Source organism: Bradyrhizobium sp. 23 (assembly GCF_023073295.1).
GTDB lineage: Bacteria > Pseudomonadota > Alphaproteobacteria > Rhizobiales > Xanthobacteraceae > Bradyrhizobium > Bradyrhizobium canariense_D.
Genome location: NZ_JADPJF010000070.1, coordinates 265,052 through 271,331 on the forward strand (window position 1 = coordinate 265,052; position 6,280 = coordinate 271,331).

The following is a 6,280-nucleotide window of genomic DNA, read 5'->3' on the forward strand; positions in this document are numbered from 1 at the left end:
CGGCGGCCCCGAGGCTGACGCGGCCGGGAATTTTGTAGGTGGCCTGGAAGTCACCGATCTCGGCGACCGCCTGCTGCTCTTCGGCGCGTTCGCGGATATCGTCCGCCGCCTTGGCCGCGGAAGTTTCCATCTTGCGCTGCTGCATGGGCGCCGCCGCAGGCATTGCCGAATCCGAAACTGAGCCCAGCGCCCGCGGCTTCGGCACTTGCGGATACTGCGCGACCAGCGAATTCAGCTCCGGCGCGCTGCCGCCGCGGCCGATGCGGACCGTGGAGACGCCGAGCGCGACGTTCGACCAGTCCTCGCCGGTCGCCTGCGTGACCTCGGCGCGGCGGACAAGCTCGAGCTGCGGTTTGCGGTCCTTCGCGCCGGTATCGAGCCGGGCGTCGTAGAGCGGCAGCCAGCGCGCATTACGCACATTGTAGGTGACCCGCAACGTCGCCTTGGTTGCTGCCGGCGCCGCGATGTCCATGCGGACTTCGAGCTTGCTCGGCGGCTTGGCCTTGCGCTCGACTTCGAGCTGGGCGATCTGCCGATCGATCTCGCGCATCTTGCGCGTGGCGTCGCGAACGGCGGTATCGGCGCTCGCAATTTCGTCGCCAACGGCGGCAAAGGCCGTGCGCCATTCGGCAATCGGCCGCGCCTCGCCCTTGTCGCCGATGCCCGCGGGAGAGGCTTCCGCAAAGTGCTCCGCGAATTTGCGCCGCGCAATGGCCGAGTCGATCGCGCCTTGCAGGTCGGCGCGCTGGTCGTTCAGCGCCTCGATGCGCTTGTCCAGCACCGGCAGATTGACCGGCGCCGCACGCGGCGTTCGCGCATCGATCGTACCGATGGTGAGCTTCGCTCCCCCCTCACCCTCCACCCGGATCGAGGAGGTGTCGAGACCAAGCGGGAAGTCCTTGGCAATGAGCGTCGAGTCACCAGACGGCAGGTCCACCGCGATGACGCGGGTGACGGTCGCGCCATCGGGGTAAACCGTAACGGTATCGATCGCCGATGTGGCGTCCAATTCGGCGGCCCATGACCACGACGCGAATGCCGTGGTCACCAGAACCAGGCTCGTCGTTGCCAAACATTTTGCGGTGATGCGCATCAAGTCCCTCCTCCAAGTCATCGCCGCCGCCAGGCGGACGCGCGATCCAATGCCTCGCCAACACGGTTGGACGCGGCAGGGGAGGAACTGGTTCGATTGGGGTTTCCGTGGGGCGCCGCCGCGGCGGCAGCAAGGCCCGCGACGGAGCGCTTAATCCTGAGGGGTAGAACCCTGCGCGAAGATGCGGCGAAGCAGGTCCGTCACGTTCTTCGCACCGGCCTTCCTCAGAATGCCGGCGCGATAGCCCTCGACCGTGCGCGCGCTCAGATGCATGCGCCGGGCGATCTCCTTGTTGGTCAGGCCCGCGGCGAGATGCTCGAGCACGTCGCCTTCGCGCGCGGACAGGGGTTCGCAGCCGGGCAACCACCGCTGCCGGTTGGAGCCCGGCTGCGCGAACTCGTCGATGGCGGCATCGATCCGGTCGACGATGTCGCGGGTGCGGAACGGCTTCTCGATGAAGTCGGCCGCGCCGCTCCTGATGGCATCCACCGCCATGGCGATGCTGCCGTTTGTCGCGGTCACCAGCACCGGCGCCATGCAGTTTTCCTCGCGCAGGCGCTTGAGCACGTCGAGACCGGAGCGATCGGGCGGCATCTCCAGCAGCACGCAGGCCGGCATCCGCGCCTTGGCCTCCGAGAGCAGAGACGCGCCGTCGGCGAAGCAGATCACGTTGTATGCGCTTTGTTGAAGCGCGGTGGACAATTGTTCGCGGGAGGCGGCATCGGTGTCGATGACGAATACCTCACCCTTGGAAAGCATGTTCCCCGGCATAATTCCGATCCAGCAATGTCTTGGGTCAAATGGTCCGAGACGGCAGCGGGGCCTCGTCGCGCCGCGCCGTCATATGCACGGCATTCACGCCCGTGCTTCGGTTTTACTTATGTATGTTCCACCCGGTTCCCGGATTTGACGGATCGGGACAGAAACTTTACATTTCGGGACATCTGCGGGATGTCCGGCAGGAACGGGTCGCATGACCGACCTCATTCGCAGCGCGGGCTTGAGCTATTACCCGGAGGTCGCCCGGTCGGTCGGGCTCGACCCCAAACACATGATGCGCAAGGTCAGGCTGCCGCTGGCCTGCCTCGACAAGCCCGACACGCCCATTGCCGTCACCGGTCTCCGCCGTCTGCTCGAATTGTCGGCCGAGGCGTCCGGCGCCGAAGATTTCGGCTTGCGGCTTGCTGAACGCGGCGGGCTGACCAATTTCGGCGCGGTCGGCCTGATCGTGCGCGAACAGGCGACCGTTGGTGAAGCCATCGAAGCCTTCTCGCGCTTCATCCCGATCCATCACGACGGCATGAAGCTGGACGTCACCCGCAACAAGCAGACCGTGACCGTCACGCAGCACCTGCGCGGCCGGCAGCCGACCGCGCCGCGCCAGTCGATCGACATGGCGCTCGGCAGCGTCCACCGCATCATCCAGTCGCTGTTCGGCAGCGATTGGCGGCCGCAGGAAGTTCACCTGCATTACCACCGCCGCTCGACCGCAAACGCTACCGCGAGTTCTACGGCTGCCGTGTGACCTTCAATGCGGAGGCCGATTCGATCCTGTTGTCGGCACACGACATGGAGCGCCGGATCCCGAGCGCGCATCCGCTGATCGCGAGCTATCTGCGCAAGCGGATCGAGGCGATCGAGACGCGGCCGGCAAGCTGGGAGGAGAAGGTCGACGAGGTCGTGCGTCTCCTGCTCGCCGGCGGCGACTGCACGGTCGAGCGCGTCGCCGAACACCTCGCCTGCACCCGGCGTACCATCCACCGCCACCTCGCCGAAGCCGGCACCAGCTTCTCGGCCATTCTCGACGCGCAGCGCGCCGATCTCGTGGTCCAGCTCATCGACGACCCCGGCCGGCCGCTGGCCGACATCGCCGTGCAGCTCGGCTTCTCCGCACAGAGCGCCATGGCCCGCTGGTTTCGCGGCCATTTCGGCTGCACCATCACCGCATGGCGCAAAGGCGCCCGGCCATTGGCGGCAACGGCGGCTTGATTTTCAAGACCGATCACATCACCCGCGCAAACATGCGAAAGCCCGGCGCACCGATGATCGCCTCGAAGGCGGGATCGCGCTTCTCCTCGGCAAGGACAAAGCCGGCCTTGGTATAAGCGCGCTCGGCGGGCTCGTTGCCGATCAGGAACGATATTGTCGCCCGTGCACATCCAGCCGCTCGCCCCTTCTCCAGCGCATGCGCGATCAGTGACTGCACCAGGCCGCGGCCGCGATAGGCGGGATCGGTCGCGACATGCTCGATCATCCAATCGCCTTCGCCGCCCTGAACCCAGCAGGCGCGGGTGTAGCCGCCGCGTTGACGGATGGCCTCCAGCTCTGCCGCGGCGATTCCGGACGCGGCTGCGACTTCCTCGATCGCACGCCAAGCCGCTGGTCCCGTGCCGGCCGCCGGTAGCGCACACAAGGCGGCAGCAGGCTTGCCATCGATCTCGGCGACCAGAAATTGCGAGACGTGCCACATCGACACCGCGCGAGCGGCTGCGACGTGCGCGATGAAATCGCGGCACTGTGTTTCAGGCCAACCGAGCGCAACGTCGAACCAGCCGCGCGGCCGGTAGCCGCGCTGCGATGACAGGATGGTTTGTGCGATGAAATCGGCGTCTTCGGGACGCGCAGACCGTATCGTCATGCGCGCCCCCTTCGCGAAAACCTTACGTGTTCTTCAGTGCGACGCGAAATTCGGCCTCGGTCTTGGCCTTGACCTCGTCGAGCGAGACGCCGTCGGCGAGCTCGATCAGCGCCATGCCGCCGCTGCCGTGCTTGTCGATGGTGAAGACGGCCAGGTCAGTCACGACCATGTCGACCACGCGCTCGCCGGTCAGCGGCAAATTGCACTGCTTCAGGAGCTTTGGACCGTCCTTGGCCGAATGCTCCATCACCACGACCACGCGCTTGACGCCGGCGACGAGATCCATCGCGCCGCCCATGCCCTTGACCATCTTGCCGGGGATCATCCAGTTGGCGAGATCGCCGTTCTGGGCCACCTGCATGGCGCCGAGGATCGACAGATCCATGTGGCCGCCACGGATCATGCCGAAGGAATCCGCGCTCGAGAAATACGAAGTCGACGGCAGTTCGCTCACGGTCTGCTTGCCGGCGTTGATGAGATCGGCGTCCTCTTCGCCCTCGTACGGGAACGGGCCCATGCCGAGCATGCCGTTCTCGCTCTGAAGGCTGACGTCCATGCCGTCCGGGATGTAGTTCGAGACCAGCGTCGGAATGCCGATGCCGAGATTGACGTAATAGCCGTCACGCAGTTCCTTCGCGGCGCGCGCAGCCATCTGTTCACGGGTCCAGGCCATCTTAGTCTCCTGATCTCAAGCTGCCGTGCGCGGGCGGGTGTTGCGGAATTCGATGCGCTTCTTGGCCGTTCCGACCTCGACGATGCGCTTGACGAAAAGACCGGGCGTGTGGATGTGGTCGGGATTGAGTTCACCGGCCGGAACCAGATGCTCGACCTCGGCCACCGTGACCCTGGCGGCGGTCGCCATCATCGGGTTAAAGTTGCGCGCGGTCTTGCGATAGATGAGGTTACCTGCGGTGTCGCCCTTCCAGGCGTGGACGATGGCGAGGTCGGCGAACAGGCCGCGCTCCATCAGGTATTTCTGTCCGTCGAATTCTTTCACTTCCTTGCCTTCGGCGATCAGCGTGCCGACGCCGGTCTTGGTGTAGAAGGCCGGAATGCCGGCGCCGCCCGCGCGGATGCGCTCGGCCAGCGTGCCCTGCGGATTGAATTCGAGTTCCAGCTCGCCGGCGAGGAATTGCTGGGCGAACAGCTTGTTCTCCCCGACATAGGACGAGATCATCTTCTTGATCTGGCGGGTTTCGAGCAGGCGGCTGAGGCCAATGCCGTCGACGCCGGCATTGTTTGAGACCACCGTCAGGTCCTTGACGCCGGAGTCGCGGATCGCGTCCGACAGCGTCTCGGCGATGCCGCAGAGGCCGAAGCCGCCCGACATAATCATCATGCCGTCTTTCAGAACGCCCTCGAGAGCCGACTTGGCGTCGGGATAGACCTTGTTCATGCAAATTACCTTCGAGTGAACCTTCGGCTTGCAGGCGTCGCGCCTTAGTGGCGGCGATTATTAGGCGAAATCGTCCGAAGCCGTCAATGATACGGGGTTCTCCGCTCCGCCCCCGGGTGATAGAAGCTGCCCAAGCCGTGGGCGCAACCGTTCCCGCGGCCTTGAAAGCGACAAGAAAACCCATCAAGTTGCGGCACTTAACACAATAGGTCTTGGGCGTGGGGCGCGCAGGTTTCCCAGCCCGCCTTCTGGCTCCAGCGACCAACTCGATCAGGACATGCCATTGACCATGGCCCAAGGAATGAAGCGCCTCGGGACGCCGATCGCGGCGCTGCTCGGCGTGGCGCTGATCGCCCTGATCGCGACCTCATGGCTCATCAACCGCGACGCACTGCGCAAGGCCGTGGAAACGCAGATCCGCGACGTCACCGGACTCGAGGTCAACGTCGCAGGCGCGATCGACATTTCGGTGCTGCCGGCAAGCTACATCTCCTTCCATGACGTCGGGCTGAAGGGCGGCGGCACCAGCGATCCCGCGCTCCATGTCGACGTTCTCACCGCGAACCTGCGGCTGCTGCCGCTGCTGCTGCAACGGTTCGAGATCGCCGACCTGACGCTGCTGCGGCCGCGCATCCATGTCAGCCTGAAGCCGGACGGTGAAAGCAACTGGACACCGTTCATCCAGACCATCGCGCGCACCATGAAGCCTGGCGCCGAGAATCAAGTGTCGTTCTCCGAGATCCGGATCCAGGACGGCGTGCTCAATTACGAGGACGCCGCCACGCACGGCACCGAGAAGCTCGAGGACATCGACCTGTCGCTGGCCTGGCCCTCGATCTCGCGCTCCTTCGCTGCGACCGGACAATTCGACTGGCGGGGCGAACGGGTCGACGGCTCGATCAGCTTTTCCGATTTCGTCGCCGCCCTCTCCGGCGAGCGCTCGGGGTTGAAGGCGCGGATCGCGAGCGCACCGCTCAAGCTCGCCTTCGACGGCAGCGTCGCCAATCGCACCAGCCCGATGATGGAGGGTACGCTCACCATCGACAGCCCGTCCTTGCGCAACGCGCTGCGCTGGACCGGCCAGCCGCAGCCCGCCAGCGGCGGCTTCGGCCGTTTCGCGCTGAAGGCGCGGGCCAATGTCGTCGGCGCGTCG

At 65.4% G+C, this 6,280-nt stretch carries 6 protein-coding genes and 1 pseudogene; 2 read left to right on the top strand and 5 right to left on the bottom strand.

Features of this window, described 5'->3' with window-relative positions; translation table 11 throughout:
* Together IVB32_RS19140 and IVB32_RS19145 are read right to left on the bottom strand one after the other, a co-directional pair.
* On the bottom strand, positions 1-1,093 hold a 1,093-nt coding region (locus IVB32_RS19140; protein WP_247410930.1), incomplete at its 3' end, for a mucoidy inhibitor MuiA family protein.
* A gap of 150 nt (positions 1,094-1,243) precedes the next feature.
* Positions 1,244-1,864 carry a response regulator gene (locus IVB32_RS19145; RefSeq protein ID WP_026232606.1) on the bottom strand — a complete coding sequence of 207 codons (621 nt, stop codon included), beginning with the start codon at positions 1,862-1,864 and terminating at the stop codon, positions 1,244-1,246.
* Positions 1,865-2,066: 202 nt separating this feature from the next.
* Here IVB32_RS19145 and IVB32_RS43040 point away from each other — a divergent pair.
* A pseudogene (locus tag IVB32_RS43040) lies at positions 2,067-3,082 on the top strand (AraC family transcriptional regulator).
* A 13-nt stretch (positions 3,083-3,095) separates the two neighbouring features.
* On the opposite strand, the gene IVB32_RS19160 reads toward IVB32_RS43040, so the two are convergent.
* Genes IVB32_RS19160 through IVB32_RS19170 form a run of 3 tightly spaced genes read right to left on the bottom strand, consistent with a single transcriptional unit; the run spans position 3,096 to position 5,127 of the window.
* Positions 3,096-3,731, bottom strand: coding sequence for a GNAT family N-acetyltransferase (locus IVB32_RS19160; RefSeq protein ID WP_018453839.1), 636 nt, complete (start codon positions 3,729-3,731; stop codon positions 3,096-3,098).
* 22 nt (positions 3,732-3,753) lie between these two features.
* Complete coding sequence (locus tag IVB32_RS19165) at positions 3,754-4,404, bottom strand: CoA transferase subunit B (RefSeq protein ID WP_007596236.1); 651 nt, start codon at positions 4,402-4,404, stop codon at positions 3,754-3,756.
* A 15-nt stretch (positions 4,405-4,419) separates the two neighbouring features.
* Positions 4,420-5,127, bottom strand: coding sequence for a CoA transferase subunit A (locus IVB32_RS19170; protein WP_018453837.1), 708 nt, complete (start codon positions 5,125-5,127; stop codon positions 4,420-4,422).
* A gap of 289 nt (positions 5,128-5,416) precedes the next feature.
* Between IVB32_RS19170 and gspN the strand changes: the two genes are divergently transcribed.
* Positions 5,417-6,280: type II secretion system protein N (gene gspN, locus IVB32_RS19175; RefSeq protein WP_247410963.1), on the top strand; the 864-nt coding region annotated here is incomplete at its 3' end.